Consider the following 26,420-nt stretch of genomic DNA (forward strand, 5'->3'; position numbering starts at 1 on the left):
GGCATGGCAACGACCGCGTTGATCGTCATCGATATGCTCAGCCCCTACGACCACCAGGACGCCGACCTGCTGGCCAAGAGCGCCGAGGAGGTCGTCCCGCCGCTCGCCGACCTGGTCGCGCGTGCCCGGCGCCGGGACGACGTGGACCTGATCTACGTCAACGACAACCACGGCGACTTCGCCGCCACCAGGGAGACGATCCAGGCGCGGGCGCGCGAGGGCCGGCGCCCGGACCTGGTGGAGCCGCTGCTGCCGCCGCCCGACCGCGCGTTCCTCACCAAGGTCCGGCACAGCGCCTTCTACGGCACGCCGCTGGAGTACCTGCTGGGCCACCGGGGCGTGGAGCGGGTGGTGCTGACCGGCCAGGTCACCGAGCAGTGCATCCTTTACACCGCGCTGGACGCCTACGTGCGGCACTACGCTCTCAAGATCCCCAAGGACTGCGTGGCGCACATCCACCCGGAGCTGGCCGACGCGGCGCTGCGGATGATGGAGCGCAACATGCGCGCCGAGGTGACCACCGCGGCCGAGTGCCTGTGACCGGCCCGGCGGGGTGGTGTGATGTCGCCCACTGACCGGGTTTAGACCGGCTGATGAGCTTTATAAGGGGATAAATCGGATAGGGAGGTCAGGACCGAGACCGTCTACGGAGGGGAGCCGTCGAGATGACGGACGTGTCCAGTAAAGGACCTGGCCCGGGAGACGACCGTCCCGTGCTGACCAACCGGCAGGGACACCCGGTCCACGACAACCAGAACCAGCGGACGGTCGGCGCGCGTGGCCCGGCCACGCTGGAGAACTACCAGTTCCTGGAGAAGATCAGCCACTTCGACCGCGAGCGCATCCCCGAGCGGGTGGTGCACGCCCGCGGCGCGGTGGCCTACGGCTACTTCGAGGCGACCGGGCAGCTGGGCGACGAGCCGATCGGCCGGTACACCCGGGCGGTGCCGTTCGCCGAGCCGGGCAAGCGCACCGATCTCGCGATCCGGTTCTCCACGGTGATCGGCGGGCGGGACTCCTCCGAATCGGCCCGCGACCCGCGCGGCTTCGCGGTCAAGTTCTACACCGAGAACGGCAACTGGGACCTGGTCGGCAACAACCTCGCGGTGTTCTTCATCCGCGACGCGATCAAGTTCCCGGACGTGATCCACGCGCTCAAGCCCGACCCGGTGACCTTCCGGCAGGAGCCGAACCGCATCTTCGACTTCATGTCGCAGACGCCCGAGGCGATGCACATGCTGGTCAACCTGTTCAGCCCGCGGGGCATCCCGTCGGACTATCGCCACATGCAGGGCTTCGGCGTCAACACCTACAAGTGGATCAACGAGCAGGGCGAGACCCACCTGGTGAAGTACCACTGGATGCCCAAGCAGGGCGTGCGCAGCATGACCGCCGAGGACGCCGCCGTGCAGCAGGGCCGCGACCTCGGGCACGCCACCAAGGACCTGCAGGACGCGATCGACCGCGGCGAATACCCCGAGTGGGAGCTGCTCGTGCAGATCATGTCCGACGAGGAGCACCCGGAGCTGGACTTCGACCCGCTGGACGACACCAAGGTCTGGCCGGAGGACCGGTTCCCGGCGCGGCCGGTGGGCAAGATGGTGCTCAACAGCAACGTCGCCAACTTCTTCGCCGAGAACGAGCAGATCTCCTTCGGCACCGGCGTTCTGATCGACGGGCTGGACTTCTCCGACGACAAGATGCTGGTCGGTCGCACCTTCTCCTACAGCGACACCCAGCGCTACCGGGTCGGCCCGAACTACCTGCAGCTGCCGGTGAACCAGGCCAAGAACGCCGAGGTGCGCACCAACCAGCGTGACGGCCAGATGACCTACCACGTCGACGGCCAGGGCGAGAATCCGCACGTCAACTACGAGCCGTCCATCACCGGCGGGCTGCGCGAGGCGCGGTACCCGCACCTCGACGAGCAGGGCCCGGTGATCAACGGCCGGCTCACCCGCAGCCGGATCCCGCGCACCAACGACTACACCCAGGCCGGCCAGCGGTACCTGCTGATGGAGCAGTGGGAGCGCGACGACCTGGTACTCAACCTGATCGGCCAGCTGTCGCAGTGCGACCGGCCGATCCAGGAGCGGATGGTCTGGCACTTCCTGCTGGTCGAAGACGAGCTCGGGCTGCGCGTCGGCGAAGGGCTCGGCATCGCACCCGGCGACGTGGCGCACCTGGAGCCGCTGGCGAGCCAGGACCTGTCGGAAGAGGACCGCGGCCGGCTGGCGAGCCTGGGCAAGAACGGCCCGCGCGACGTGTCCGGCCTGAAGATGACGCACTGCGTGCCGAACGAGCGTCACACCCCATGATGTGACGCCGGTCCCGGCGGGCGCCGCCCGCCGGGACCGCGGCGCCCGGGGCCGAGCCCTCAGGAACCGGCCGGCAGGTGCCGGGCCAGGAACCCGGTGGCCAGCCGCCAGCCCGCCCGCGCGGCCTCGGGGTGGTGGAACGCGGGCGCCTCGAAGTTGTGGAAGGCGTGGCCCGCCTCCTCCTGTACGTGCACCTCGAGGTTCGGCCGGCCGGCCACCGCCTCCTCCAGCCGGGCCACCTGCTCGCGCGGGATGTAGGGGTCCTTGCCGCCGAACTGGAACTGCACCGGCGCGCTGATCCGGTCGAGCAGGCCGAGGGTGTCGGGCACGCTGGAGCCGTAGAACGACACCGCCGCGGCCACCGGGGCGCGCGCGGCCAGCTCGTACGCCAGGGAGCCGCCCAGGCAGAAGCCGAGCGCGCCGGCGCCGCCGGTGACCTCCGGCAGCCCGGCGAGCACGTCGAACGCCGCCGCGGTGTCGGCCACCCCGGTCGCGAAGTCGAACCGCTGGACGAGCTCCAGCGAGCGGGCCAGCCCTTCGTCGTCGTGGTCGGCCGCCCAGCCCGGGCTGATCCGCCAGAACAGGTCCGGCGCGCCGACGACGTACCCGCGCCCGGCCAGGTCCTCGGCGACCTTGCGGATGTAGGAGCTGATGCCGAAGATCTCCTGGAGCAGCAGCAGGCCGGGGCCGCTGCCGCGCTCGGGGATCCACAGGTGCAACGGGAACCCGCCGTCGGGGACGGTGACGGTCTCCTGGCGTTGGCGCATGGCTACCTCCGATACCGGGCGCCGCCTCGCGGGCGGAGCGAGCCGCGTGCCGGGCCGGCACGCCTCGGATGACGCTAGCGCCTCGGGCGGTCCGGGCGCCGCCGGGTGGGGCGTATCTCGCGGGCCGGGGCCTGGGCTGATGTCCGCTCATGGGTGTTTGCCGACCGGGTGTCCGGGCAGCGGTCCGGCGGCAGGGATCATGCGAGGGGACGGTGCGGCCGATGACCGATCACGACACCCGGCGGACCGCCGGCCCGGTCCGGACGGAGAAGGCGGCGCCGGAGAGCCCGTTCGCGCTGTCCGGCCGGTCGTGGTGGTCGGTGCTGAAGCGGACCTTCAAGGAGTTCCAGGAGGACAACGTCACCGACTGGGCGGCCGCGCTCACCTACTACTCGGTGCTGTCGATGTTCCCGGCCATCCTGGCCGCGGTGTCGGTGCTCGGGCTGTTCGGCCAGGGCACCACCCAGCCGCTCATCGACAACCTCAGCGCGATCGCCCCCGGCCCGGCCCGGGAGATCCTCGGCAGCGTGCTCGGGGCCCTGCAGGGCAGCCGCGGCGCCGCGAGCGTCACCACGATCATCGGGATCGTCGTCGCGCTGTGGTCGGCGTCCGGTTACGTGGCCGCCTTCATGCGCGCCGCCAACGTCATGTACGAGATGCCGGAGGGCCGGCCGATCTGGAAGACGCTGCCGCTGCGGCTGGGCATCACCGCCGTGCTGGTCGTGCTGATGGCGGTCGGCGCGGTGGCGGTGGTGTTCACCGGCGGGCTGGCCGAGCAGGCCGGCCGGTTGCTGGGTCTCGGCGACACCGCGCTGACCGTCTGGTCCATCGCCAAATGGCCGGCGCTGGTGATCGTGGTCGCCATGGTGCTGGCCCTGCTCTATTGGGCGGCGCCGAACGTCGAGCAGCCCGGGCTGCGCTGGGTCACCCCGGGCAGCCTGCTCGCCGTGGTGCTGTGGATCGCCGCCTCCCTCGCCTTCGGCTTCTACGTCGCCAACTTCGCCTCCTACAGCAAGACCTACGCGGCGCTGGCCGGGGTCATCGTCTTCCTGGTCTGGCTGTGGATCACCAACATCGCGGTGCTGCTCGGCGTGGAGTTCGACGCCGAGCTGGCCCGCGGCCGGGCCATCGCCACCGGTCACCCCGAGGACGTCGAGCCGTACATCGAGCCGCGGGACACCCGCAAGATGGACGAGGACCAGGTGCGCGAGATCAACGGCGACTGATCGGCGGCCGGGTGGGCAGAGTGCCCGGTCCGGCTGGGGTCACCCCTAGCCGCATCGGACATGATGCCTATCCTGCGGCGGCCCGGTTGCGCAGGTGGTGCGCCGCTGGGCAGCATGGCCCGGCAAAGTGCCCAACGGGCGGCCGGCCCAGCTGAAAGGCGATCACATGTACCGCACCGCGGAACCGGAGACCCGCGCCGGCCAGGTCGCCGGCCGCGGCGGCCTCGGCGTCCTGCGCGAGATCGAGCGGCGGGTCCTGTGGCTGTCCACCGCCATGATCCACCACGCCAACCGGGTGCGGCCCAACCCCGACGGCCTCAAGGTCGGCGGGCACCAGGCGTCCAGCGCGTCCATGGTGTCGATCATGACGTCGCTGTGGTTCGACCGGCTCACCGCCGGGGACCGGGTCTCGGTGAAGCCGCACGCCTCCCCGGTGCTGCACGCGATCAACCACCTGCTGGGCACCCTGCCCGCCTCCTACCTGACCACGCTGCGCGAGTTCGGCGGCCTGCAGAGCTATCCCAGCCGCACCAAGGACCCCGATCCCGCCGACTACTCGACCGGGTCGGTCGGCATCGGCGCCACCGCCCCCATCTGGGGCGCGCTGGCGCGCCGCTACGTCGAGGCCCACTTCGGCGGGGCCGGCACCGGCCGCCAGTACTCGCTGCTCGGCGACGCCGAACTCGACGAGGGCGCCTGCTGGGAGGCCCTGCTGGATCCGCAGGTCGCCGAACTCGGCGAGATCGTGTGGATCGTCGACTTCAACCGCCAGTCCCTGGACCGGGTGGTCCCCGGGGTCGGCGGCACCCGGCTGCACGGGATGTTCGCCGCCGCCGGCTGGCAGGTGATCAACGTCAAGTACGGCGCGTTGCTGGACGAGCTGTTCGCCCGGCCCGGCGGCGCGGCGCTGCGCGCCCGGATCGACGCCATGTCCAACCCCGAGTACCAGCGGCTGCTGCGCTGCGGTCCCGCCGACCTGCGCGCCCGGCTGCGCGACGGGGCGGCCGGCCCGCGCGACGCCGCCGAGATCGCCCGGCTGCTCGCCGGCGTGGACGACCCGACCCTGCACGCCGCGGTGCGCAACCTCGGCGGGCACGACCTGGCCGCGCTGTGCCGGGCCTACGACGACATCGACGACGGCCGGCCGACCGTCATCTTCGCCTACACCGTCAAGGGCCACGGGCTGGCCACCGAGGGACACCCGCAGAACCACTCCTCCCTGCTCAGCGCCGAGCAGCTCGCCGAGCTGGCCGCCCGGGTCGGCGCCGACCCCGCCGACCCGTGGGCGCCGCTGCCGGACGGCCCGGCCGCCGCGCTGTGCCGCGACACCGCCCGCCGGCTGCACCGCACCCCGCCGGCCGCGCAGCCGGTCCCCGAGGTGCCGGCCGACTTCGGGCGGGAGCCGCGCGGCGTGGCCACCACCCAGGCCGCGCTCGGCCGCACGCTGTTCGACCTCACCCGCCAGGCTCCGGGCGTGGGCGCCCGGGTGGTCACCGTCAGCCCGGACGTCAGCTCCAGCACCAACCTGGGCGGCTGGCTGAACAAGGTCGGCGTGTTCGCCGGCGCCGAGCGGCCCGACTGGTTCGACGACGACGCCGAGACCATCCTGCACTGGCGCGAACGGCCCACCGGGCAGCACATCGAGCTCGGCATCGCCGAGACCAACCTGGTCGGGCTGCTCGGCGAGCTCGGCGCCACCTGGTCGCGATGGGGACAGCCGTTGCTGCCGATCGGCGTGCTGTACGACCCGTTCGTGGAGCGGGCGCTGGAGCCGTGGTCGTTCGGGATCTACGCGGGCGGCCAGTCCATCCTGGTCGGCACCCCCTCGGGCGTCACCCTCGGCCCGGAGGGCGGGGCGCACCAGTCGATCAAGACGCCGTCCATCGGCATCGAGCAGCCCGGCTGCACCGCCTACGAGCCCGCCTTCGCCATCGACCTGGAGTGGTGCCTGCTGGCCGCGCTCGGCCGGCTCGGCCGGCCCGGCGGCCGCTCGGCGTACCTGCGGCTGTCCACCCGCCCGGTCGACCAGACCCTGGCCGCGCTGCCCGCCGACCCGGCCGGGCGCGAGCTGCGCCGCCGGCAGGCCGTGGCCGGCGCCTACCCGCTGCGCCGCGACGAGCGCCCGGCCGTCACGATCGCCGCGATGGGCGCCGTGGTGACCGAGGCGCTGGCCGCCGCCCGGCGGCTCGGCGAGCTCGGCATCGGCGCGGACGTCGTCTGCCTGACCAGCCCCGGGCTGGTGTTCGAGGCGCTGCGCGCCTGCGGCGGCCACGGTGAGGCGCCCACCTGGGTGCTGGACCAGGCCTTCCCGGCCGGCCGCGCCCGGCCGATGGTCACCGTGCTGGACGGCCACCCGCACACCCTGGCGTTCCTGGCCGGCGTCCACCAGGTGCCGGCCACCCACCTGGGCGTCACCGAGTTCGGCCAGTCCGGCGCCATCGCCGACCTGTACCGGCACCACGGCATCGACGCCGAGGCCATCGTCGCCGCCGCCCTCGACCTGGCCGACTGATCGGCCCGGCCCGGCGCGCGGTAGCGTTCGGGTATGACGGCGATCTCGGGGCGCCAGTGGCGGGTCCGGCGCGAGCTGACCATGGTCAAGTGGGCCGCGACGGCCGCGCTCGCCGTGCTCGCCGTCGCGGTGGCGATCGGCGGCGACGTGCGCGGCACCATCCTGTGCGCGGGGGGCACGCTGATGCTGGGCGGATTCGTGCTGCGCGACGTGCTGGCGCCGGTGCGGCTGGCCGCCGACGAGCACGGCGTCACCGTGGTCACCGGGCTGGCCCGCCGCCGGCGGTTGCCGTGGCCGGAGATCGCCGCCATCCGGGTGGAGGAGAACGCCCGCTACGGCCTGCGCTGGGACGTGCTGGAGATCGAGACCACCGAGAGCCTGCACCTGTTCTCCGCGCACGAGCTCGGCACCCCCTGCCGGGACGCCGCCCGGGAACTGGACCGGCTGCGTCCCGGCTGACCGGCCGTCAGGCGCGGATCCCGGGCGCGGCGGCCACCGCACGGCCACCCGGCGCGGACCCCGGATGACCGCCGGCTCGGTGTGCGGCTCGGACCCGCACCCGCTGGACGGTTCGTGCCCGGCGTGCCGGCCGGCCCGCCACCCCAACCCGGGGTGGCGGGCCGCGCGGACGGTCAGCCGGTCCGGTCCAGCCGGGCCACGCCGATCTTGCTGTCGGCCATGCCGTAGAACACGTACCGCACCCCGTCGACCTCCTCGATGGCGGTGGGGAACACCACGTTCGGCACGATGCCCGACCGCTCGTCGTCGGTCTCCGGCGCCAGCAGCGGCTCCGGCGAGCGGTCCAGCACCCGGGCCGGGTCGGCCGCGTCGAGGATCATCGCACCCGCCGCGTAGTGCACCTTGCTCTGCTGGGCGAACGCGTCGTCGATCTCGCCGGACACGCCGTGGTGGATGAGCAGCCAGCCCTCCTCGACCCGGATCGGCGCCGGACCGGCGCCGATCTTCAGCTCCTCCCACGGCTCCTGGGCCAGCGCGACCAGCCGGTGCGCGCCCGGCCGGGTCAGCGCGGACAGGTCCCGCTCCGCCTCGGCCACCGGGACGTAGGAGATCCAGATGCCCGGGCGCTCGTCGGTCACCCCGGCGGGCAGCTGCACCCCCTCGCCGGGCCGCAGCCAGCCGAGGTCCCACATCGGGCGGTGCAGCATGGCGTAGCACGGCTCGCCGTCCGGGCCGGGCACCGGTTCGGGAAAGTGCACCACGTCCTTGTTGGGGAACAGGTTGAGATCGGTGTCCAGGTCCGGCTGGTAGCCGAACTGCAACGGCCCGAGGCGCCGCCACTCGCGCAGGTCCTCAGACACCGCGAGCGCGGGCTTGGGACCGAGCGGCCCGAAGGCGACGTAGGACATCACGTGGTGGCCGAGCGAGGGGATCCAGGTGACCCGCGGGTCCTCCACCCCGGCGTTGGCCCGGCCGCGTTCCCAGCCGGCGTCCGGGGCGAGCACCACGCCGCGGCGGCGCACCCCGGTGGGCACGCCGTTCTCCAGGATCACCTCGGCCAGCCCCACCCGGGAGACGTTGCCCGCGGCGACCAGGCGCGGCAGCAGGTGCAGCGTCCCGTCCGGGGTGCGGCCGGACGCCGGGTTCAGCACGCCTTCGGCCTCCAGCGGGTCGTCCGGCAGCGGGGTCATCACGACGCCGACCCGGGTCAGCGTGTAGGGGATGGTCAACCTTTGACTCCAGTTCCGATATCGGTGGACACGAAGTGCCGCTGGAAGGCGATGAACAGCCCGATCACCGGCGCGGCCAGCACGCACGCCCCGGCCAGCAGCGCGCCGTAGGGGTTGGCGGCCCGCCCGGCCACGTTGCTGATGTAGTTGGCCAGCGACACCGCCAGCGGCTGCATGTCCGCCTGCTTGGTGATCAGGAACGGCCACAGGAACTCGTTCCACGGGCCGATGAAGGTGAGCAGCACCACGGTCAGCAGCGCCGGCCGCACCAGCGGCAGCGCGACCGACCACATCACCCGCAGCTCTCCGGCGCCGTCCACGTGCGCGGCGTCGAACAGCTCGTTGGGCAGTTGCAGGAAGAACTGCCGGAACACGAACACCGCGGTGGTGTTGATGGCGAACGGCAGGATCACCCCGAGATGGCTGTCGGCCAGCCCGTAGCCGCGGACGATCAGCACGTACAGCGGGATGAGCAGCAGTTGGAACGGCACCACCTGCACCAGCAGCACGATCCCGAAGACGGCGCCGCGCCCGCGGAACCGCAGCCGGGCCAGCGCGTAGCCGGCCAGCACGCCGAACACCACCGTGCAGGCGATCACCCCGCCGGTGAAGATGCCGGAGTTCAGCAGCGAGGTGCCGAGGTTCACCTTCTCGTTGATCTCGGCGTAGTTGCCCAGTGTCAGGTTGCCCGGGTCGGGCAGCACGCTGGTCACCGTGGTGTCCGGCTCGGCCTGCAGCGAGCCGATGAACATGTAGTAGAACGGGAACACGAACAGCAGGGCGCCGAGCCCGAGAACGATCATGCGGCGCATATCAGCGAGCCTCCAGCAGCCGGCGGTTGAGCAGCGACAGCGCGACCACCCCGATGACCAGCAGCACGCCGATGGCCGCGGCGACGTCGGGCAGGCCCTGCTCGACGCCGCGCTGGTACATCAGCAGCACCGGCGAGGCGGACGCGCCGTTCGGGCCGCCGCCGTTGGTGAGCAGGTAGGGCTCGGTGAAGAGGTTCGCCCCGGTGATGGTCGCCAGCACCACCACCAGCACGGTGGCCGGCCGCAGCGCCGGCACGGTCACCGACCAGAACGACCGGGCGCGGCCCGCGCCGTCCACCGAGGCGGCCTCGTACAGCTCGCGCGGCACGTTCTGCAGCGCGGCCAGGTAGAGCAGGATGAAGAACCCGCTCTGCTTCCAGGCGACGAACACCGCGATCACCGGCATGGCCAGCGCCTCGTTCACCAGCCACGACGGATCGGGCGCCAGCGGCCCGAGCACCTGGTTGACCAGGCCCTCGCGGGAGAACAGGAACAGCCAGACCCCGACCACCGCGACGCTCGCCGTCACGTACGGCACGTAGAAGGCGACCCGCAGGAAGGTGCGGCCGCGGATGGCGCCGTTCAGCGCCACCGCCAGCACCAGCGCGATCGCCACGGTCAGCGGCACGTTGATGACCAGGAAGATGGCGACGTTGAGGAACGCGCGGCGCACGGCCGGGTCGCCGAGCACCGCCGCGTAGTTCTCCAGCCCCACGAACGGCCGCTCGACCGTCGCGCCGGGCGCGGCGAAGAAGTAGTCGTGGAAGCTCATCCACACCGCGAAGCCGAGCGGGTAGGCGAAGACGACCGCGACGAACACCACGTACGGCGCGGTGAGCAGCAACCCGACCGGATGCCGCCCGAGCAGGGACGGCATCCGGGCGGCGCGGAGGCCCGTCATCAGGACTGGCCGGCCAGGGTGTCGATCTTCTCCCGGGCCGCCTTGAACGCGTCGGCGACCGGCGTCTTACCGAAGATCACGCTGCTGGAGTAGGCGTCGCGGAACGTCTGCCAGATGGTGATCGAGTTGGGCACGTTCGGCACCTCGACGGTGCGCGCGGCCTGGGCGGCGAACGTCTTGTACTCGGGCTTGCCGGTGAAGTAGTCGGCGTAGGTGGTGGGCAGGTCCTTGCGCAGCGGCATCTGGCCGGTGGCCTTCAGCAGCGCGCCGTCCTGCTCCTGCCCGGTGGCGAACTTCAGCACGTCCCAGGCGGTCGCCCGGTTCTGGCAGGCGGAGTACATGGCGACGTTCTTGGCGTCGCTGAACGTGGTGATCTCCTCGGCGGACCGCCCGGTGGAGGTGGGCACCGGCGCCACGCCCCAGTCCACCTTCTCGCCGTAGACCGAGACCGCCCACGGGCCGACGATGGCCATCGCGGCCTTGCCGTCGGCGAAGGAGTCGCCGTTGTACTTCTCCTTCGGCGCCAGGCCCTCGTCGTACAGGGTCTTCCAGAACGTGGCGACCCGCTGGCCCTCGGGGGAGTCGAACTGCGCCTTGCCGTCCGCGACCAGCTGCTTCCCGCCGCTCTCCGCGGCGAACAGCGGGTAGAAGTCGAACCAGGACTGGAAGAACTCGCTGGTGGGCGCCGGGTAGATCGCCGCGTCCGCCGCCTTGCTCGACACGATCTTGCGGGCGGTGGCCAGGAACTCGTCGTAGGTGGCGAGCGGCGGCTTCTCCGGGTCGACGCCGGCCTTCTTCAGCAGCTTCTTGTTGTAGAAGATCATCACTGGGTTGGACTTCCACGGCAGCTGGTAGTACTTGCCGTCCGGCGACTTGTACTGCGCGGCCGTCTCCCCGGTGCGCGCCTCGACGTAGGAGGCGCCGTCGGGGAAGTCGTTCAGCGGGACCAGGCCGCCCTGCTTCTGGAACTGCGGGACCGCCGCCGGGGCGGTGTTGAAGATCAGGCAGGGTGCGTTACCGGCGGTGATCGCCGCGCCGATGACCTCCTCGGAGGTCTTGCCGGCCGGGATCTCCTGCACGCTGATCTTCTGGTCGGCGTGCGCGGTGTTCCAGGCGTCGGCCATGGCCTTGCCCCAGGTGACCTCTTCGGGGTTGTTGGACAGCCAGACGTTGATCGGCCCCCGCTTGGCGGCGGCCTGGCCGGCGTCACCGCCACCACCGCCGCCGCCTTCGCCGCAGGCCACGGTGGTACAGAGGATCAGGGTGACGAAGGCGGCGGCACGTTTCATGGGCGTTCCTCAAGGGTTGTGCGATGGGTGGTGCTCTGGTCTGCCGGGGGCGTGCGGGGTGGGAGAGGGGACGCGGGGGCCGGAGGTCAGCGCGCCGGGGCGGTGGAGCCGCGCACGACCAGCCGGGCCGGGGGTAACGCGGCGTCGGGGACGGCGGCGCCGTCGACCAGGTCGAGCAGCGCGGTCGCCGCGCGCACCCCCCAGCCGAAGACGTCCATGGTCACGGTGGTGAGCGGCGGGTGCACGTGCTCGGCCAGCTCGCAGTCGTCGAACCCGGTGACCGACAGCTCGTCCGGCACCGACAGGCCCATGGCGCGGGCGGCGGTCAGCCCGGCGATCGCCATCAGGTCGTTGGCGTACACGATGGCGGTGGGCCGCGGGCGGGCGGCCAGCAGCTCGCGGGTGGCCGCGGCGCCGCCGGCCGCGGAGAAGTCGGCCTCGGCCAGCGGGCCCGGCGGCAGCCCGGCGGCGGCGAGCGCGGCCCGCCAGGCGGCCGCGCGGCCCGCGCCGTGCAGGAAGTGGGCCGGTCCGGCGACGTGCGCGATGCGGGTGTGCCCGAGCCCGGCCAGGTGCCGGACGGCGGCCTCGACGCCGGCGTGGTCGTCCAGCCCGACGGCCGGGAACGGCGAGGGCACGTCCGGCCGGTTCAGCGTGACCGCGGGCAGGCCCAGCTCGGCGAGCAGTTCGATGCGCGGGTCGGCGTGCCGCAGGTCGGTGAGGAAGACCCCGTCTACCCGGCCGTCCCGGGCGAGGTTGCGGTAGCCCTCGGTCTCGGCGGCCGCCGAGAGCACGACCTGCAGGACCAGGATGTGGCCGCGCTCGGCCAGCACCGACTCGACGCCCGCGATGAAGGTGGGGAAGAACGGGTCGGCGCCCAGCAACTGCGGGGGGCGGGCGATGACCAGGCCGAGCGCGAAGGCGCGGGACGCGGCCAGCGACCGGGCCCGCCGGCTCGGCGTCCAGTCCAGCTCGGCGGCCGCGGCCAGCACACGCTCGCGGGTGTCCGCCCCGACCCCCGGCCGGCCGTTCAGCGCGAACGAGACGGTGCCTCTGCTCACCCCGGCCAGCCGCGCCACGTCGGCGATCGTCGGTCTCTTGCCCACCCGTCCGCTCCTTTGCTAAACCGGTTTGATTAAAACCGGTTTAGTAACCCTGCGTCAAGGGTCCGGCCAACCGGCGGCCAAGACACCGCCAACGGCCGATCCGGTCGATTCGCGAAACGTGACGGTCACGGAGTGTTACGGTACGTGGCGAACGGTCGCGGACGCGACCCGGCAGGTACCGGAGGTTCCCATGCGACATGTCTCCACCACCAGGCCCGCAACCCCCATGGTGACGCTGCTGCTCACCGCGCTGCTCGCCATGCTGGCCCTGCCCGCCATGGCGGGGTCCGCCGCCGCGGCGGCGGCCGGCGGCACCGGGCCGGCCGCCGCCGAGAACGAGGCGTACTTCGCCTTCGACTACCCACCGTCACGGGAGACGGTGGTCATCAAGCTCACCGACCCCGAGAAGATCCAGCACGCCCGCGACCTGCTCGCCGGCAAGACCCAGGACCGGCCGCACGTCATGGGCCGCCTCGTCAAGCGCCCCGAGCCGTACAACCCCGGCTGGAGCTTCCACCTCGACCCGGCGACGATCAGCTTCTTCCAGGTCGCGATCGAGGTCTGCGACGCCAGCCCGCACTACGTGGAGGAGCACCTGGACGAGGCGGGCGGCGCGTTCCTGCCCGGCCTGTACTGGTGCCCGTGGGGCTCCCGCCTGGTGCGCGAGGTCCCCAAGGGCTGACCCGGTTCGAACCGTCGCCCGGCCCCGCCACGAGGCGGGCCGGGCGACGGCCGGGTGTCCCGGCCGCGGGGACGTTCCCGTCCGCGCGTCCCCGCGGCCGGACGCCGGTCAGGTCCCGTAGGCCCGCACCTCCAGCAGGCCCACCGCGTTCGAGCCGTTGCCGGTGAGCAGCACCCGCAGCCGGGTGGTGCTCGTCGCGGTGAACGTCACCGGGTTGAAGGCGTTCTTGGCGAGCCCGTATCCGCTCGCGCCGGGCACGTCGGCGTAGGTGCTTCCGGTCCAGTACTGCAGCCGCCACGACGCCGGCATGTCGATGCCCTGATCGTCGTCGAAGAAGTACACTTCCGCCCTGTTCAGCGTGCGCGCGGACGGCCAGGTGAGGTCCACCCACTGCTCCCCGGTCCGCGGCCAGCAGCCCCAGCGCGGGTTGACGGTGTCGTTGGACGACGGCGGCAGGATGCCGTCGTTGACCGCCGCCACGCTCTCCCAGGACGAGGTGTACGACGCGGTCGCGGTGGCGGACGGTGCCAGGTTCTCCGGGCCCGGCGGGGGGTTCTGCGGGCCGCCCCGGTTGAACACCTTGATCTCGGTCAGCCCGGTCCGGGCCCCGGCGGCGGCGTCGGTCACCACCCGCACCCGGCTCGCGGTGACCGCCGGGAACCGCACCAGGTTGTAGTTCGCGCGCGGCGCCGCCGGGGTCTTCGCCTGGCCGGGCACCGAGGTCCAGGCGCCGCCGGTGGAGTACTGCACGTCGTAGCCCGCCGGTGCCCGGTAGGTCGTGCTCGCCGGCCGGCTGTCCTTGAAGTACAACCGCACCTCGTCGAACGACCGCGAGGATCCGAGATCGAGCGCGAACCAGTCCTGCCCGGCCGTGGTGCCGCCCCAGAACGGCTCGTTGGTGGGCGGCCCGTCGACCGCTCCGGCCAGGACGCTGCCGGCGGCGGTGGTGGAGGCGGAGGCGGCGGCGCCGGTCGCCAGGTTCGGCAGGTCGGCGGTCAGGTCGATGCCGGCCTTGGCCAGCATGTCGGTCATCCGGTCGTCGGCCTGCCGCACCTGCGCCGGCGCCTGCAGCCCCGGCACCGCGATGTGGTGGGTGACCGTCCCGGTGGTGGTGACGTCCCCGGTGGCCGGGTCCCAGGTGAACGGTACCAGCGAGCTCACCGTGGCGGCCCGGGTCCCGTTGACGAAGATCGAGTACCCTTCCGGGACGCCCGGGTAGCGGACCACGCCGTCGGCCGGGTCGTCCCAGACGATGGTCAGGTCGGCGTTGCGGTAGCGCAGGTTGTTGACCGTGAAGTTCGGCCAGCCGATGCCGATCGGCGACAGCTCCACCTTGGCGTCGTTGCGCGGCCGCAGCCCGGCCACGTCCTCGATCACCGTCCAGTTGCCGCTGCCGAGGATGTTGTGGTGGATCCACGACCGGTACTGGATGGACGAACCGTTCCAGTCCGCCCAGAACTCGTTGGCGTCCGGCCAGGCGGTGTTGCCGCCGACGTACTGCGCCCAGGCGTTCCAGTAGAGCAGCTTCTTGTAGTCGGTGGCGCTCATCCAGGGGTTCGGATAGTTGCGCAGCACCGAGGAGTACAGCCGGAACTGCACGGTGGAGTTGATGGTGGAGAAGTTGTTCGATCCCGGCTGCCCGGCCGCCGCGGCCGCGGCCTTGTCCACCTGGTCGGCGGTGTAGAAGGGGAAGATCGGGTAGTGCGCCGGGTCGTCGAACAGCCGCAGCGCCTCGCGGTAGGTCGCGGTATTCGGCACCGCGCCGACCGAGAACGGGTAGTAGTTGTTGATCTCCTTCCACGGCACCCACTCGCCGGTCGATTTCAGCCGGTGCTCGAACAGCCGGCGGTTCGGGTTCCACAGCACGTTGACGATGGCGTCCTTGATCTGCCCGGCCAGCGTGCGCATCTCGTTCGCCTTGGCGGTGTCGCCGGCCGCCTCGTAGGCCTGCGCCGCGGCCAGCGCACCGCTGTACTGGTAGGCCGACTCGGCGCGGTCCATGGTGCCGGGCTTCCAGTGGAAGGACACCGCGTCGGCGTCGTTGCCGGTCAGCGCCCCCCAGTCGTACTCGATCAGCTTGTTGCGGTCGTGGTCGTAGTAGGCGAGCTGGTCCTTGACGTCCTGCTCGGCGTAGCGGGCCAGGCGGGCGGCGATGGCCGGCCGGCCGCCGTGGATCTGGTAGCTGCGCCAGGCCGCCTCGCCGATGTACTGGGTGTAGCTGTTGGACCAGTTCTCCGGGTCGCCCGGGTTGTCGCGGAAGCGGCCGCTCTTGGAGACCTGGCCGGCGCTCAGCCAGTCGCCGTAGGCGTACAGCGGGGTGCGCAGGTACTTCAGGTCGTCGATGTGCATCGGCTGGGTGAGCGCGATCGCGTTGTTGTAGCCGAGTGCGCCCTCCACCGAGGTGGGGAACTGGAAGGTCTGCCCGGGGATGTCGGCGTCGAGGTTGTTGAAGCGCATCAGCCACCAGCGGTAGTAGATGTTCTTCTTGATGGCCGGCTCCGGCACGTCGATGTAGGGCACGTTGCGTGCCCACCACAGGTTGTAGGCCCGCACGTGGGTGGCGAACGCGGTGGCGGGGGAGTAGCCGGCGTAGGCGTTGTACTCGGTCAGCGAGGCCGGGATCTCGTCGGTGACGAAACCCATCACCACCTTGGTGGTGACCGTGGCGCCGGCGGCGATCGTCACCGAGCGGTTCAGCCCGCCGCCGCTCGCGGTGAAGCCGTCGCCGGTGAGCCGCGGGCGGATGGTGGTGAGGTTGTTGTAGGCGTTCACCTGGCCGGTCAGCTCGCCGCCGCCGCCGGAGGTCGCGTACGGCGAGGTGGCGCGCAGCTGGAGCGTGGTGGCCGCGGAGCCGTTGTTGGTGATGGCGAGGTTCGTCACCGCGACGTTGTCGTCGGTGATGAACTTCGTCTGCTCGACCCGCACCGAGCCGCCGGTATGCACGCTCTTCCAGTGGCTCGGCGCCTGCCGGCGGCTGGACACCTGTTCGGTGAAGGTGCCCGGGGTGATCGCGACGGTGTAGGCGTTGTCGTCGCTGATGCTCTCCCAGTAGGCCACCCGGCCGCCGAAGCCGAGCGTCCCCGGGTTGTGCGTCTTCATGAACAGGGCTCGGCCGCGGGACATCAGCCAGTCGCCCGCCGGGTCGGCGCCGGTGCGGGCCAGCAGCCGGTCCATCCAGAAGTCGGTGCCCGAGCTCTCGGCGTCGTAGATGGCCTTCATCATGTCGCCGGTGGTGTAGCCCACCGGCGCGGCCGGGACCGCCGGGCCGGTGAAGGCCGGGAGGCCGATGGTCTGCGCGGCCTGAGCCGGCCCCGCGACCAGCGTGGCGGCGGCGAGCAGCAGCGCGGTGACGATCGCGCGTGCCCGGCGTGGTCCGGGTGCTCTGCGTACTGTCGTCATCGGTGCCTCATCCCGCCGCGCTCGAGGTGCCGGCCTGCAGGGCCATCCATTCCAGGACCCCGGTGGAGTACCCCGGCCTGGAGGTGATGTTCAGCCGCAGCCGGGTGGTGCTGACCGCGGGGAACGTGGTGACGTTGTAGGCGTTGCCCGCCACCCCGCAGGCCGACTGGCCCGGGACGTCGGCGTAGGCGCCGCCGGTCCAGTACTGCACCCGGCAGGAGGCCGGCAGGTCGATGCCCAGGTCGTCGTCGAACCAGTAGGTGGCGACCCGGTCGACGCTCCGCGCGGACGGCCACTGGTACTCGATCCATTCGGTGCCCTGGTGGTTCCAGTTGCCGTAGGCGCCGTGGGAGTGGTCGGCCGACCCCGTCGGCACGTACCCGTCGTTGATCGCGCCGAGCGTCTCCCAGGACGACACGTAGGAGGTGCTCGCGGCGGCGCTCGGCGCCAGGTTCGTCCCGGCCGGCTGCCCGTTCCCCGGGCCGGTGCCGGTGGTCTGCACGACCTTCCGCATGGTGCCGTCGGCGTTCCAGTAGAGCTTGTCCAGGGTGACCGACCGGCGGAAGTTCCCGCCGCCCGGGGCGTTCGCGTTGTGGTAGACCATGTACCACTGGCCCTTGAACTCGATGATCGCCGGGTGGTTGGTGGTGGAGGTCACCTGGTCCAGCACCACGCCGCGGTGCGTCCACGGCCCGAGCGGGTTGCTCGCGGTGGCGTACCGGATGCAGGCGTAGCCCGGTGCCGAGCAGCCGGAGTCGTTGGCGGCGTAGGCCAGGTAGTAGGTCCCGCCGCGCTTGAACATCCAGGGCGCCTCCCAGAAGTTCGACACGCCGCTCGGGGTGATCACCGACCCGTTGATCGAGGTCATGTCCGGGTTCAGCCGGGCGGCACGCAGGCCGTAGTAGGACCCCCAGTACATGTAGACCTGGCCGTCGTCGTCGGTGAAGACGGTGGGGTCGATGTTGAGCGGCGAGGAGTTCGGCGTGCCGTCGCTGACCAGCGGGCCGCCCTTGGCGTCCCGGAACGGGCCGAGCGGGGAGTCGCCGACCGCCACCCCGATGTCCATCCAGCCGGCGCCGTTGCCGTTGACCGGGACGTACCAGTAGTACTTGCCGTTCGCGCCGCGCTCCACCTCGCCGGCCCAGGCGTCGGCGCCCGCCCAGGAGAAGTCCGAGACGGCGAGCCGGGCGCCCTGGTCGGTGAAGGTGGCCGCGTCGGTGGAGGTGAACACGTGCCAGTCGCGCATCACGAAGTTGGTGCCGCCCGGCGGTGCCTCGTCGTGCCCGGTGTAGAGGTACAGGGTGTCGCCGACCACCAGGGCGGCGGGGTCGGCGGTGTAGATCGCGGTGGTGATCGGCGCGGCGGCGCCCGCGGGGACACCGGTGAGCAGGACGAGCAGGCCCGCGGCGAGCGCGGCCGGCCATCGTCGTTTCATGGGGGATGCTCCTCGATTGTTAACGTTAACATCGGGCTGGGGCAAGGGGGTGCCGATGACGGTGCGTCGGCAGGACGCGGTCGAGGTTCCTAAAAGGTTTTCGAAAGATAAACGCGCTGACGGAAGGTGTCAAGAGTTGTCGGCGGTCGTAGGCTTCCAAAGCCCTATGACCTGTGCTTACATCCGTGTGGCTATTTCAGTAGCGTTTTCATCGCTACGAAAAAGGTTTTCGAAGCCTAGTCGTGGGCCTGGACGGGGGCGAGCCCGCGGCGCCCCGTCCCGGTCCCGGAGCGCCGCGGGGTCTTCAGACGGGCAGCCAGACCCGCATGGTGGCCGGGCCGCGATTCCCCCACCGGTGGTAGGGCACCAGGCGCAGCACGGTGTCCGCGCCGGCCGCCTCACCTCCGGGACGGGCGTCCCGGCCGCCGGGTGCCGGGCCGTACGGCCAGCCGGGTTCCGCCGGGACGCCGATCTGCGCCGCGACCTCCAGTTCCACCGCGCCGGCCACGGCGTGCTCGGCGGGCGGCCCGGTCCGGGCGGTCACCGCGTCCAGGCTCGGCGTGCCGCCCGCCGACTCGGCGCAGTACACCAGCGGGCCCCGCTCGACGGCCGCGGTGCCGCGCAGCGCGTCGATCCGCGGGTCGGGATAGGTCCAGCGCGGGGTCACCGGCAGGTCCAGGCACAGCTCGTCGCCCGCCCGCCACGGCCCCTCGGCCACCGCGTACCCGGGCCGCGCCGGCTGGTGACCGGGGCGGCCGGCGGCCGGCCGCCGCGACAGCCGGGCCCCCTCCGCCCAGGCCGGGACGCGCAGCGCGATCCGCCCGGCGCCGTCGGCCAGCACCCGGACCCGCACCTCGCCGACCCAGGGGTAGCCGGTCTCCACCCGCAGCCGCAGGTCCCCGTGCCGGATCTCGGCCGGCGTCGGGTGGTCGATGCGCACGCCGGCGGCGTCCCCGGTGGCCAGCAGCCCGGGCAACCAGGCCAGCGTCCGGGCCACGTTGGTGGGGCAGCACGACACGTCGAACCAGGGAGAGCGCAGCCCACCCTCGGCCGCGTGGTTCACCCCGGCCCGCGGCTCTTCGGGCACCCGGACCTGCAGCGGGTTGGTGTAGAAGAACGAGCGCCCGTCCAGCGCCGGCGCGGTGGCCAGCACGTTGTACATGGTCCGTTCGGCCAGGTCGGCGTAGCGGGCGCGGCCGGTCGCCAGATGCAGCCGGTGCGCCAACATGATGGACGCCACCCCCGCGCACGTCTCGGCGTAGGCCCGGTCCGGCGGCAGCTCGAAGTCCTCGCCGAACGACTCGTGATCGTGCCGCGAGCCCATGCCGCCGGTCAGGTGGGTGCGGGCGGCGATGGTGCGCTCCCACTGCGCCTCCACCGCGGCCAGCAGCTCGCCGTCGCCGGTCTCGACGGCCACGTCCACCGCGCCGGCGGCCAGGTACAGGGCGCGGACCGCGTGCCCGCGCAGCACCCGGGCCAGCCGGACCGGCCGGTCGTCCTGGAAGTAGGCGCGGCCGGCCGGCACCTCGCCCAGCGCGGGTGTGCCGCGGCGGGCGACGAACCTGGCCGCCATCTCCAGGTACCGCTCGGTGCCGGTGGCGCGGTACAGCTCCACCAGCGCCATCTCCACCCCCGGGTGGCCGCACACCTCCGGGGCGTCCATGAACCGCCGGCACACGTGGTCGGCGGCCCGCCGCGCCACCGCGGTCAGCTCGTCCTCGCCGTGCACGCGCAGCCGGGCCACCGCCGCCTGGATGAGGTGGCCGTAGCAGTACAGCTCGTGGCCCCACGCGAAGTCGAGGTAGCGGGTGCCCTGCCAGCGCGTGTTGAGGTAACCGTCGGGCTCCTGGGCGCGGGCGACCAGCGCGGCCAGCTCCGGCAGGCCCGGGTCGCCGGACCAGGCCATCGCCTCCAGCAGCTTGTAGACCTCCGAGTCGCTGAACTCCCTGCCGCGCCGGGGCGCGCCGCCGCGGAAGTTGCCGATCCAGCCCTCCTTGTCCATCCACTCCCGGCAGTGCGCGACGATCACCTCCCGGCCGAGGGCCACTCGGTCCCCCCAGAAACCGGGGAGCGGGCGCACGGCGTCGAGGCCGAGGGGGGACAGGACTCCCGAGGACGGCAGCACAGGGTTAACCACGCAGGGCTCCAGACATGAATCCGCGCACGTAATGGCGCTGGAGGACGACGAAGAGGATCAGGCAGGGGACGGCCATGACCATCACCCCGGCCTGCAACATGCCGTAGTCGACGGCGCCGAAGGTGTGCTGGGTCATGCTGACCACGGCCACCGGCAGAGTGAACGAGGCGCCGTCGTTGAGCAGGATCAGCGGGGCGAAGAAGTCGTTCCAGGAGGCGAGGAAGGCGAACAGCCCGACGGTGACCAGCCCCGGCCGCACCGCGGGCAGCAGCACCCGGGCGAACACCCGGAAGGTGCCGCACCCGTCGACCTGCGCCGCCTCGCCCAACTCCCGGGGGACCGCCTCGAAGGCGTTGCGCATCATGTACAGCGCGAACGGCAGCTGGAACATCACGAACACCAGGGCCAGGCCGACCAGGGAGTTCTGCAGCCCGAGGTGGCCGAGCAGCACGTACAGCGGGATCAGGATGGTCGCGTACGGCACCATCAGGACGGCCAGCGTGGTGAGGAACAGCAGGTTCTTGCCGGGGAAGTCGAAGCAGGCGAAGGCGTAGCCGCCGAGCGCGGAGACGGCCAGCGTGCCGGCCACCGTCATGAGCGACACCAGCGCGCTGTTGGCGGCGTAGGTGCCGAGGCCCTCGCCGTACCGGGCCACCCGCAGGTAGTCGGCCGGGTCGGCCAGCGACGCCCAGCCGCTCCACAGCAGCGGGAACAGGAACAGCACCGCCAGCGCCGACAGCGTCGTGTAGTACCTCACCGGGACCTCCGCAGCACCCGCATCTGCAGGGTGTTCAGCGCGACCAGCGCGACCAGCAGCACCACCGACAGCGCCGCGGCGCCGCCGAGGTCGAACCGGAAGAACGCGTCGCGGTAGACGACCATCACCATCGACACGGTGCTGTTGTCCGGGCCGCCGTTGGTGAGGATGAAGAACTGGTCGAAGGCCAGCAGCGAGCCGGTGACGCTGAGGATGAGCATCAGGGCGAGGGTGGGCCGCAGCAGCGGCAGGGTGATCCGGGTGAGGATCTGCCACCGGTTCGCGCCGTCGCTGCGCGCCGCCTCGTAGACCTCCACCGGGATGGCCTGCAGGCCGGTGAGCAGGATCAGCATGTTGAACCCGGCGAAGCGCCACAGCACCAGCGCGATCGTGGAGAACAGCGCCATGTCCGGCGTGCCGAGCCACCGCACCGGCTCGCCGGTGACGCCGAGGGCGCGCAGCATCGGGTCGATCGGCCCGAAGTCGTTGTTCAGCATGCCGTAGAACAGCAGCGCGGCGGCGGCGAAGCCCACCGCGCCGGGCAGGAAGAAGGCGGTGCGGAAGAAGCCGACGCCGGGCCGCCGGTCCTGAACCAGCAGCGCCAGCCCCAGGGCCAGCGCGGACAGCAGCACGGTGATGATCGCGGTGTACTTGAGGGTGAACGCCACCGCGTCCAGGAACAGCGGGTCGTCGGCGACCTTCAGGTAGTTGCGCGGCGCGTTGAGCGCGGCGGGCCCGAGCAGCGGCCAGCGGTTCAGCGACATCCACACCACCAGCACCAGCGGCGCGACGAACAGCACGCCCACGACGGCGGCCACCGGGGCCGCGTACAGCCAGCCGGTCACCGCGCGGCGCCGCCGGCGGCGGGCTGGGGGCGCCGCGGCGGGCGCGGCCGGCCGCCCGGTCAGCGTCGCCGTCACTGCCGCAGCGACTTCGTGATCTCGGCGTTGAGCCGGGTGACCTGGCCCGGGTCGCCGAAGACCGCCTCGCGGGCGACCCGCAGCCAGGGCCCCTGCGGGTCGTTGAAGGTCTGCCCGAATCGCGGCGCGTACGGGGTGCGGCCCTTGCCGACCAGTGAGTTGATCAGTACGACCCGCGGGTCCTTCGCGGAGTACCTGTTGGCCGCCAGGTCGGTGCGCGCGACCACGTCCTTGTTCTTCGCCATGATCTCGACCTGCGCCTGGTCCGACAGCGTCCAGGACAGGAACTCCCATGCCGCGTCGGGGTGCGCGGAGGTGGCCGAGATGCCGATCGAGTCGCCGCCGACGAACGTCGACGCGCCGCCGTCCGGCCCGGCGATGGGGGCCACGCCGATCTTCAGGTCCGCGGGCATCGAGCCGAGGGTGGTGGACGGCATCGGCATCACGCCGATCTCCCCCTTGGGGAAGAACCCGGTCCAGGTCGGGCCCTGCTCGTCCTTGGCGGCTGGGCCGGCGACGCCGGTTGCGTACAGGTCGCGGTAGACGGCGAACACGTCGGTCATCGGCGGCCGGTCGTTGAGCGACTCGGTGCCCTCGGCGTTCATCACCTCGCCGCCGGCCGCCCAGACCGAGGGCCAGAAGGTGAACACGTAGCAGCCGCCGCAGTTGCCGCCGAAGAACGTGCCGTGCACCTTGCCACCCTTGCCCAGCCTGCGCTGGACGGTGGCGGCCTGCTCGGCGAACTCCTTCAGCGTTGTCGGGCCCCGCTCGGGGTCCAGCCCGGCCTTGGCGTACAGGTCCTTGTTCCAGAACCAGACCGACAGATCCAGGGTGTGCGGCACCGTGTACCGGCGGCCGTCCATGGTGCCGAGCTTCATGTGCGAGGGCGCCAGCGCGGCCTGGAACGGCAGCGCGCCGATCCGGTCGGTGATGTCGAGGTACAGCCCCTGGGCGGTGTAGTTGGGGACGAAGATGACATCGGAGGCGAACACGTCGGGGAGCTGCCTGGCGCCCGCGGCGGCGGCGATCCGCGGCTGGTAGTTGTCGGTGGGGATGACGGTCAGCCTGACCTGGTTCCGGTGGCCGGAGTTGTAGGCCTTCACCAGCCGCTCGCTCTGCGCCTGGGTGGCCGCCCGGGTCCACATGGTGATGGTCACCGGGCCGTCGCCGGACGGTGCGGCGGTGCCGCCGCCGCAGGCCGTCGTCAGCGCCAGCGCCCCCGCCAGGGCGGCGCGGACCAGCGTTCGTCTCATTGCGCTCTCCTTCGAATCGGCGGGCTCCTAAAAGGTTTTCGGAAACCTAGAAGAAACGCAACACCCTGTCAACGGATGCTATGGTCGAAGCGGAGTGTGGTGCGATCGAAAGGGGTTTCGAGGGATGGCGGACAGACGGGTGACCATCAGCGACGTGGCCGCCCGGGCGGGGGTGTCCATCGCGACCGCCTCCAAGGCGCTGAACGGGCGGCAGGACGTGCGCGACTCCACCCGCCGCCGGGTGCTCGCCGTGGCGCACGAGCTGTCCTTCCAGCCCAACGCGCTGGCCCGCGGGCTGCTGACCGGGCAGACCCGCACCGTCGGGCTGCTCACCTCCGGCTGCAACGGGCGGTTCGACTTCCCGGTGCTGCTCGGCGCCGAGGACGCCTTCGGGGCCGGGGAGATGGCGGTGCTGCTGTGCGACGCGCGGGGCGACGCGATCCGCGAGCAGCACCACCTGCGCGCCCTGCTGTCCCGGCAGGTCGACGGGCTGATCGTGGTGGGCGACAGCACCAACCCGCGGCCCTCGCTGGGCGCCGGGGTGCCGGTGCCGGTCGTCTACGCCTACGCGCCGTCGGAGGACCCCGCGGACGTGTCCTTCGTGCCGGACGACGTCGACGGGGCGATGCTGGCGGTCGGGCACCTGCTGGCGATGGGCCGGCGGTCCATCGCGCACATCAGCGGCCCGGCGAACTACACGGCGGTCCAGGAGCGGGCCGAGGGCGTGCGGCGCGCGCTGGAGGAGGCCGGGGTGGCGCAGACCGGCCGCACCCTGGTGGGGGAGTGGTCGCAGCGCTGGGGCCGGCACGCGGCCGAGATCCTGCTGATGTCGGAGCCGCAGGTCGACGCGGTGTTCTGCGGGAACGACCAGATCGCGGCGGGTTTCCTGGACATCGCGCGCGAGCGCGGCCGGCGGGTGCCGGAGGACATCGCGGTGGTGGGCTACGACAACTGGGAGATCCTCGCCGGCGAGACCCGGCCGCCGCTCACCACGGTGGACATGAACCTGGAGCGGCTCGGGCGCACCGCGGCCCAGCACCTGTTCGCGGCGATCGACGGCCGGGCCACCCCGGGCGTGCACCGGATGCCGTGCCGGCTGGTCATCCGCGACTCCACCGCTCCCTGACCGGCCGGCCGCCGGTGGCATCCGCAGCCCGCGAAGGAGAGGCAATGGTTCAACCGCGATCACCGGTGATCACCGACGTGGCGAGGGAGGCGGGGGTATCGCACCAGACGGTCTCGCGGGTGCTCAACGACCACCCCCACGTGCGCCGGGAGACGCGCGCCCGGGTGCTCGCCGCCATCGACAAGCTCGGCTACCGCCGCAGCTTCGCCGCCCGCGCCCTGGCCACCCGGCACACCCGCACGCTCGGCGTGGTGGGCCTGGACACCACGCTGTACGGGCCGGCCTGCACCGTGCAGGCGATCGAGCGGGCCGCCCGGGCGGCCGGCTACTTCGTCAGCGTGGTGAGCCTGCCGCTGACCGGCGCCGGTGAGGTGGGCGAGGCCCTGGACTACCTGGCCGACCAGGATGTGGACGGCATCGTGGTGGTCGCGCCGCAGCGCGCCACCGCCCAGGCGCTGGCCGACTTCCCGCCGGACATCCCGGCGGTCGCGGTGGAGGGCGGCGCGGCCGGGGAGGTCTCGGTGGTCTGCGTCGACCAGGCCGCGGGCGGCCGGGCGGTCACCGAGCACCTGCTCGGGCTCGGGCACCGTACGGTGTGGCACGTGCGCGGCCCGGCCGATTGGCTGGAGGCCGACGGGCGGGTGGCGGGGTGGCGTGCCGCGCTGGCCGCCGCCGGGCGGGAGGTTCCCGAGGTGCTGGCCGGGGACTGGAGCCCGCGGTCGGGGTACGAGGCCGGGCGGATCCTGGCCGCCCGCGACGATGTCACCGCGGTGTTCGTGGCCAGCGACCAGATGGCGCTCGGCCTGCTGCGCGCGTTCGGCGAGCGCGGTGTGCGGGTGCCGGAGCAGATCAGCGTCGCCGCCTTCGACGACATCCCCGAGGCGGAGTTCTTCTCGCCGCCGCTGACCACCGTGCGGCAGGACTTCGCCGCGGTCGGCCGGCAGAGCATCGAAGTGCTGCTGCGGCTGCTGCGGTCCGGTGGCGGGCACCGGCCGGAGCGGGTCGTCGTGCCGCCGGTGCTGGTGCCCCGGGCGAGCACGGCGGCCCTGCGCCACCCCTGAAGGTCTTCCGATACGGCGGGTCGGCCGCCCGGCCGGCCGAAATGGCGGTAAAGTCAGCTGGTAATACATGAAATGGAAGGAGGCGAGCGGCGGTGCCCGAAGCCCTGTCGTGGTCCGACACCGGTTCCGTCCCCGGCCCCGGCGGGCCGGACATCCTGCTCCCCGACCCCGCCCGCGCGGTGGTGGCCGTCGCGCCGCCGGCGCGCGAGGCGGGCCACTGGGCCGGCGCGCCCAGCGCCGTCGAGGCCGGCGGCGAGATCTATCTCGCCTACCGGCTGCGGCGCCCGGTCGGTGCCGGCCGCGGGTACGCCATCGTGGTGGCCCGCTCCGCCGACGGGGTGCGCTTCGAGACCCTCACCACGATCACCCGGGATCGGATGGACGCCGAATCCCTGGAGCGGCCGGCCCTGGTGCGCACGCCCGAGGGACGCTGGCGGCTGTACCTGAGCTGTGCGACCCCGGGTACCAAGCACTGGCGGGTGGAGGTGCTGGAGGCGGCCGATCCGGCCGGCTTCGACCCGGCCGGGCGGGTGACCGTGCTGCCCGGCGACCCCAAGACCGGGGTCAAGGACCCCGTGATCGTCCAGCACGCCGGCGGGTGGCACCTGTGGGCGTCCTGCCACCCGCTGGCCGACCCCGACGAGACCGACCGGATGGTCACCGACTACGCCACCAGCGATGACGGCCTGGCCTGGACCTGGCAGGGCACCGCGCTGGCCGGCCGCCCCGGCCACTGGGACGCGCGGGGCACCCGGGTCAGCGCGGTGCGCTTCGCCGGCGACCGCGTGCTGGCCTACTACGACGGCCGCGCCACCGCGGCGGAGAACTACGAGGAGCGCACCGGGGTCGCCGCGGGCGACGACCCCGCCGCGCTGGTGGCCCTTGGCGCCGCGCCCGCCGCGGCCTCCCCGTACCGGGGCGGCGGACTGCGCTACCTGGACGTGGTGGACCTGCCGGGCGGCCGGACCCGGCTGTACTACGAGTACACCAGGCCCGACGGCGGGCACGAGCTGCGTACCGAGCTCCGCTGAGGC

21 protein-coding genes are annotated in these 26,420 nt (G+C 72.5%); 9 read left to right on the forward strand and 12 right to left on the reverse strand.

Going from position 1 to position 26,420, the window contains the following annotated elements:
• Window positions 1-3: 3 nt before the first annotated feature.
• Together Sru01_RS04070 and Sru01_RS04075 are read left to right on the forward strand one after the other, a co-directional pair.
• The gene (locus Sru01_RS04070; protein ID WP_203982478.1) at window positions 4-540 is read left to right on the forward strand and encodes a cysteine hydrolase family protein; all 537 of its coding nucleotides are present in this window, start codon (window positions 4-6) and stop codon (window positions 538-540) included.
• Between the two features lie 125 nt (window positions 541-665).
• Window positions 666-2,318: a catalase gene (locus tag Sru01_RS04075; RefSeq protein ID WP_203982479.1), complete on the forward strand. Its 1,653-nt coding sequence runs from the start codon at window positions 666-668 to the stop codon at window positions 2,316-2,318.
• A gap of 59 nt (window positions 2,319-2,377) precedes the next feature.
• Here Sru01_RS04075 and Sru01_RS04080 read toward each other — a convergent pair whose 3' ends face one another.
• Window positions 2,378-3,085 carry a dienelactone hydrolase family protein gene (locus Sru01_RS04080; protein WP_203982480.1) on the reverse strand — a complete coding sequence of 236 codons (708 nt, stop codon included), beginning with the start codon at window positions 3,083-3,085 and terminating at the stop codon, window positions 2,378-2,380.
• A gap of 221 nt (window positions 3,086-3,306) precedes the next feature.
• Here Sru01_RS04080 and Sru01_RS04085 point away from each other — a divergent pair, with 221 nt between their 5' ends.
• From Sru01_RS04085 to Sru01_RS04095, 3 genes are all read left to right on the forward strand, one after another.
• Window positions 3,307-4,311 (forward strand): YihY/virulence factor BrkB family protein, encoded by a 1,005-nt coding sequence (locus Sru01_RS04085; RefSeq protein ID WP_203982481.1) that lies wholly within the window; start codon window positions 3,307-3,309, stop codon window positions 4,309-4,311.
• A 166-nt stretch (window positions 4,312-4,477) separates the two neighbouring features.
• The gene (locus tag Sru01_RS04090; RefSeq protein ID WP_203982482.1) at window positions 4,478-6,823 is read left to right on the forward strand and encodes a thiamine pyrophosphate-binding protein; all 2,346 of its coding nucleotides are present in this window, start codon (window positions 4,478-4,480) and stop codon (window positions 6,821-6,823) included.
• Between the two features lie 33 nt (window positions 6,824-6,856).
• Window positions 6,857-7,282: a PH domain-containing protein gene (locus tag Sru01_RS04095; protein ID WP_239136873.1), complete on the forward strand. Its 426-nt coding sequence runs from the start codon at window positions 6,857-6,859 to the stop codon at window positions 7,280-7,282.
• Window positions 7,283-7,455: 173 nt separating this feature from the next.
• On the opposite strand, the gene Sru01_RS04100 is transcribed toward Sru01_RS04095, so the two are convergent.
• The 5 genes from Sru01_RS04100 to Sru01_RS04120 form a co-directional block, all read right to left on the reverse strand.
• Window positions 7,456-8,511: a glycoside hydrolase family 130 protein gene (locus Sru01_RS04100; protein WP_203982483.1), complete on the reverse strand. Its 1,056-nt coding sequence runs from the start codon at window positions 8,509-8,511 to the stop codon at window positions 7,456-7,458.
• A complete protein-coding gene (locus Sru01_RS04105; RefSeq protein ID WP_203982484.1) occupies window positions 8,508-9,314 on the reverse strand; it encodes a carbohydrate ABC transporter permease in 807 nt (268 codons plus the stop codon). Before Sru01_RS04105 ends, Sru01_RS04100 begins: the two co-directional genes overlap by 4 nt.
• 10 nt (window positions 9,315-9,324) lie before the next feature.
• Window positions 9,325-10,224: a carbohydrate ABC transporter permease gene (locus Sru01_RS04110; RefSeq protein WP_203982485.1), complete on the reverse strand. Its 900-nt coding sequence runs from the start codon at window positions 10,222-10,224 to the stop codon at window positions 9,325-9,327.
• On the reverse strand, window positions 10,224-11,513 hold the full coding sequence (locus tag Sru01_RS04115) for an ABC transporter substrate-binding protein (protein WP_203982486.1): 1,290 nt from the start codon (window positions 11,511-11,513) through the stop codon (window positions 10,224-10,226). The genes Sru01_RS04110 and Sru01_RS04115 overlap by 1 nt, the downstream gene beginning before the upstream one ends.
• A gap of 86 nt (window positions 11,514-11,599) precedes the next feature.
• Window positions 11,600-12,616 (reverse strand): LacI family DNA-binding transcriptional regulator, encoded by a 1,017-nt coding sequence (locus tag Sru01_RS04120; RefSeq protein WP_203982487.1) that lies wholly within the window; start codon window positions 12,614-12,616, stop codon window positions 11,600-11,602.
• Window positions 12,617-12,806: 190 nt separating this feature from the next.
• Here Sru01_RS04120 and Sru01_RS35310 point away from each other — a divergent pair, with 190 nt between their 5' ends.
• Window positions 12,807-13,298, forward strand: a complete 492-nt coding sequence (locus tag Sru01_RS35310; RefSeq protein WP_239136875.1) for a BP74-related protein — start codon at window positions 12,807-12,809, stop codon at window positions 13,296-13,298.
• Window positions 13,299-13,406: 108 nt separating this feature from the next.
• On the opposite strand, the gene Sru01_RS04130 is transcribed toward Sru01_RS35310, so the two are convergent.
• The 6 genes from Sru01_RS04130 to Sru01_RS04155 form a co-directional block, all read right to left on the reverse strand.
• Window positions 13,407-16,697, reverse strand: coding sequence for an MGH1-like glycoside hydrolase domain-containing protein (locus Sru01_RS04130; protein ID WP_203982488.1), 3,291 nt, complete (start codon window positions 16,695-16,697; stop codon window positions 13,407-13,409).
• A gap of 7 nt (window positions 16,698-16,704) precedes the next feature.
• On the reverse strand, window positions 16,705-18,132 hold the full coding sequence (locus Sru01_RS04135) for a glycoside hydrolase family 43 protein (RefSeq protein WP_203982489.1): 1,428 nt from the start codon (window positions 18,130-18,132) through the stop codon (window positions 16,705-16,707).
• Window positions 18,133-18,436: 304 nt separating this feature from the next.
• Window positions 18,437-20,269, reverse strand: coding sequence for a glycoside hydrolase family 127 protein (locus Sru01_RS04140; protein WP_203982490.1), 1,833 nt, complete (start codon window positions 20,267-20,269; stop codon window positions 18,437-18,439).
• A complete protein-coding gene (locus tag Sru01_RS04145; protein WP_203982491.1) occupies window positions 20,262-21,026 on the reverse strand; it encodes a carbohydrate ABC transporter permease in 765 nt (254 codons plus the stop codon). The genes Sru01_RS04140 and Sru01_RS04145 overlap by 8 nt, the downstream gene beginning before the upstream one ends.
• A complete protein-coding gene (locus tag Sru01_RS04150) occupies window positions 21,023-21,946 on the reverse strand; it encodes a carbohydrate ABC transporter permease (RefSeq protein WP_203982492.1) in 924 nt (307 codons plus the stop codon). Before Sru01_RS04150 ends, Sru01_RS04145 begins: the two co-directional genes overlap by 4 nt.
• Window positions 21,943-23,199: an ABC transporter substrate-binding protein gene (locus Sru01_RS04155; protein WP_203982493.1), complete on the reverse strand. Its 1,257-nt coding sequence runs from the start codon at window positions 23,197-23,199 to the stop codon at window positions 21,943-21,945. The genes Sru01_RS04150 and Sru01_RS04155 overlap by 4 nt, the downstream gene beginning before the upstream one ends.
• A 124-nt stretch (window positions 23,200-23,323) precedes the next feature.
• Between Sru01_RS04155 and Sru01_RS04160 the strand changes: the two genes are divergently transcribed.
• The 3 genes from Sru01_RS04160 (at window position 23,324) to Sru01_RS04170 (ending at window position 26,417) form a co-directional block, all read left to right on the forward strand.
• Window positions 23,324-24,325 carry a LacI family DNA-binding transcriptional regulator gene (locus Sru01_RS04160; RefSeq protein WP_239136877.1) on the forward strand — a complete coding sequence of 334 codons (1,002 nt, stop codon included), beginning with the start codon at window positions 23,324-23,326 and terminating at the stop codon, window positions 24,323-24,325.
• 44 nt (window positions 24,326-24,369) lie between these two features.
• A complete protein-coding gene (locus tag Sru01_RS04165) occupies window positions 24,370-25,386 on the forward strand; it encodes a LacI family DNA-binding transcriptional regulator (RefSeq protein WP_203982494.1) in 1,017 nt (338 codons plus the stop codon).
• A gap of 92 nt (window positions 25,387-25,478) precedes the next feature.
• Window positions 25,479-26,417: a glycoside hydrolase family protein gene (locus Sru01_RS04170; protein WP_239136879.1), complete on the forward strand. Its 939-nt coding sequence runs from the start codon at window positions 25,479-25,481 to the stop codon at window positions 26,415-26,417.
• The last annotated feature ends 3 nt before the right edge of the window (window positions 26,418-26,420 follow it).

The sequence above is a fragment of the Sphaerisporangium rufum genome (genome assembly GCF_016863395.1).
In the GTDB taxonomy this organism is placed as follows: Bacteria; Actinomycetota; Actinomycetes; order Streptosporangiales; family Streptosporangiaceae; genus Sphaerisporangium; species Sphaerisporangium rufum.

Excerpts from the sequence above, each read along its gene's own strand:
- Sru01_RS04070 (WP_203982478.1), top strand. The coding sequence starts at position 4 with ATGGCAACGACCGCGTTGATCGTCATCGATATGCTCAGCCCCTACGAC.
- Sru01_RS04075 (WP_203982479.1), top strand. The coding sequence starts at position 666 with ATGACGGACGTGTCCAGTAAAGGACCTGGCCCGGGAGACGACCGTCCC.
- Sru01_RS04080 (WP_203982480.1), bottom strand. The coding sequence starts at position 3,085 with ATGCGCCAACGCCAGGAGACCGTCACCGTCCCCGACGGCGGGTTCCCG.
- Sru01_RS04085 (WP_203982481.1), top strand. The coding sequence starts at position 3,307 with ATGACCGATCACGACACCCGGCGGACCGCCGGCCCGGTCCGGACGGAG.
- Sru01_RS04090 (WP_203982482.1), top strand. The coding sequence starts at position 4,478 with ATGTACCGCACCGCGGAACCGGAGACCCGCGCCGGCCAGGTCGCCGGC.
- Sru01_RS04095 (WP_239136873.1), top strand. The coding sequence starts at position 6,857 with ATGACGGCGATCTCGGGGCGCCAGTGGCGGGTCCGGCGCGAGCTGACC.
- Sru01_RS04105 (WP_203982484.1), bottom strand. The coding sequence starts at position 9,314 with ATGATCGTTCTCGGGCTCGGCGCCCTGCTGTTCGTGTTCCCGTTCTAC.
- Sru01_RS04110 (WP_203982485.1), bottom strand. The coding sequence starts at position 10,224 with ATGACGGGCCTCCGCGCCGCCCGGATGCCGTCCCTGCTCGGGCGGCAT.
- Sru01_RS04115 (WP_203982486.1), bottom strand. The coding sequence starts at position 11,513 with ATGAAACGTGCCGCCGCCTTCGTCACCCTGATCCTCTGTACCACCGTG.
- Sru01_RS35310 (WP_239136875.1), top strand. The coding sequence starts at position 12,807 with ATGCGACATGTCTCCACCACCAGGCCCGCAACCCCCATGGTGACGCTG.
- Sru01_RS04130 (WP_203982488.1), bottom strand. The coding sequence starts at position 16,697 with ATGACGACAGTACGCAGAGCACCCGGACCACGCCGGGCACGCGCGATC.
- Sru01_RS04135 (WP_203982489.1), bottom strand. The coding sequence starts at position 18,132 with ATGAAACGACGATGGCCGGCCGCGCTCGCCGCGGGCCTGCTCGTCCTG.
- Sru01_RS04155 (WP_203982493.1), bottom strand. The coding sequence starts at position 23,199 with ATGAGACGAACGCTGGTCCGCGCCGCCCTGGCGGGGGCGCTGGCGCTG.
- Sru01_RS04160 (WP_239136877.1), top strand. The coding sequence starts at position 23,324 with ATGGCGGACAGACGGGTGACCATCAGCGACGTGGCCGCCCGGGCGGGG.
- Sru01_RS04165 (WP_203982494.1), top strand. The coding sequence starts at position 24,370 with ATGGTTCAACCGCGATCACCGGTGATCACCGACGTGGCGAGGGAGGCG.